Raw genomic sequence first — 2217 nt, 5'->3', positions numbered from 1 at the left:
AATGAGTATTTAGAACATCACAGGAAATCTGAAAATGATAGTGAAAATTTCATACTTGAGTAATCACGTACTGCTGACTTTAGTCAGTAACAAACCTATGGTACTTTAGTCCATAGTGGTTTAGTTTATGATATCCCAAATTTCTATCTAAAAAAACGTAGTCTTCCATTCGTAAATCTTTATTCTAAGTTGTATTTTTGCTACTCGTTAATTTGTTATGCTGAGTTTGTCGAAGCATTTCTTTTTTAAACACAAATACAAAATATATGAAATCATACGATGTCGTAGTTATAGGTTCAGGTCCTGGAGGATATGTTGCAGCAATCCGTTGCGCACAACTGGGGATGAAAACCGCAATAATCGAAAAATATTCAACACTTGGTGGTACCTGCCTCAATGTAGGTTGTATCCCAAGTAAAGCACTTTTAAGCTCGTCTCATCATTATGAAGAAGCAACAAAGCATTTTTCAGACCACGGTATCGAAATTCCAGGAGAAATTAAAGTTAACCTAGAAAAAATGATTGCCCGCAAGCAGTCGGTCGTAGACCAAACCACTGGTGGTATTGATTTTTTAATGAAGAAAAATAAGATTAATGTTTACGAGGGTTTGGGGTCTTTTAAAGATGCTACTCATGTAAATATTGAAAAGAATGATGGCTCTACAGAAACCATCGAAGGTAAAAATATCATCATAGCAACAGGAAGTAAGCCAAGCAACTTACCCTTTATAGAATTAGACAAAGAACGTATTATAACATCAACGGAAGCATTAAAGCTCAAAGAAATTCCAAAACATATGATTGTTATTGGTGGTGGTGTTATTGGTTTAGAGCTTGGGCAAGTTTATTACAGATTAGGTGCTCAGGTTACTGTAATTGAATATCAAGACCGAATTCTACCGACTATGGATGCAGGTTTATCTAAAGAATTAAACAAAGTCTTTAAGAAAGCTAAATGCAAAATGCAGATGTCTCATAAAGTACAATCTGTGGAGCGTAAAGGCGGTGAGGTGATTGTTAAAGCCGAAAACAAAAAAGGCGAAGTTGTAGAGTTTAAAGGCGATTATTGTTTAGTGTCTGTTGGACGCCGCCCATACACGGATGGCTTAAATGCTGAAGCTGCAGGCGTAAAAATCAATGATAGAGGTCAAGTTGAGGTTAACGAACATTTGCAAACATCTGCTTCAAACATATATGCTATTGGTGATGTTATTAAAGGTGCAATGTTAGCGCATAAAGCCGAAGAAGAAGGTGTATTTGTAGCTGAAACTTTAACAGGACAAAAACCACATATCGATTATAATTTAATACCAGGCGTGGTGTATACATGGCCAGAAGTGGCTGCCGTTGGTAAAACTGAAGAAGAGTTAAAAGAAGCTGGTACAGCATACAAAGTTGGTCAATTTCCATTTAGAGCATTAGGTCGTGCTCGTGCTAGTGGAGATATTGATGGATTTGTAAAAATCTTAGCAGATAAAACCACTGATGAAGTTTTAGGTGTACATATGATTGGCGCCCGTTGTGCCGATTTAATAGCCGAAGCAGTTACAGCTATGGAGTTTAGGGCATCTGCTGAGGATATTTCTAGATATTCACATGCACATCCAACATTTGCAGAAGCGATTAAAGAAGCGGCTTTAGCAGCTACTGATGATAGAGCATTACATGTGTAAATATTAAAAAATAGTAAAGTAAAAGCGAATCTAACCGATTCGCTTTTTTATTTATCATATAGCTGTTAGTATTCAGGCAGATACAGTCGTTTCAGAAATATCTAAAACATTAGAAACTTTATATCCAGAAACCTTAGGTAAATAAGAAAAAAGCCAATGGAATACAGAAAAATTTAAACAAGAAGAAGAAAAATATATGATCACGCACAAATTAAATTCAGCGTATAGTGGTTATATTCAGTATATCGATAATGATGCTTTGATTCGTAAGTCAAAAGAACTAGATGTAATTCTTGAATTGCTTTGTCGTCCTGTTACATTTACAGTCAAAGATGTACAATCTGGTACAATTTATAGTAATGAAATCCTTAGCTAAAATAGTCTAAAAGTCTTTCAGTCCTCAGTTATTACTGGAGATGGCACCAAACCATAAAGTGTGTAAGTAAAGTTATTCTGAAATTTTTCTGGGGCAATTTTTCTATTGCCCAATGGGGAAAAATTTCGGAAATAACTTTACGATATAATATTCAGTAACTTTATAAAC

2 protein-coding genes are annotated in these 2217 nt (G+C 35.1%); both read left to right on the top strand.

The window, feature by feature from the left end; genetic code table 11:
* Positions 1-266: 266 nt before the first annotated feature.
* Entirely contained in the window at positions 267-1673 is a 1407-nt protein-coding gene (lpdA, locus tag HKP48_RS11835; RefSeq protein ID WP_296346108.1) for a dihydrolipoyl dehydrogenase, read from the top strand.
* Between the two features lie 196 nt (positions 1674-1869).
* Positions 1870-2049 (top strand): hypothetical protein, encoded by a 180-nt coding sequence (locus HKP48_RS11830; protein WP_363928619.1) that lies wholly within the window; start codon positions 1870-1872, stop codon positions 2047-2049.
* Positions 2050-2217: the final 168 nt, after the last annotated feature.

It is taken from the genome of Winogradskyella sp. (genome assembly GCF_013042245.1).
Lineage (GTDB): Bacteria > Bacteroidota > Bacteroidia > Flavobacteriales > Flavobacteriaceae > Winogradskyella.
This window is presented reverse-complemented; position numbering and strand designations above follow the sequence as displayed.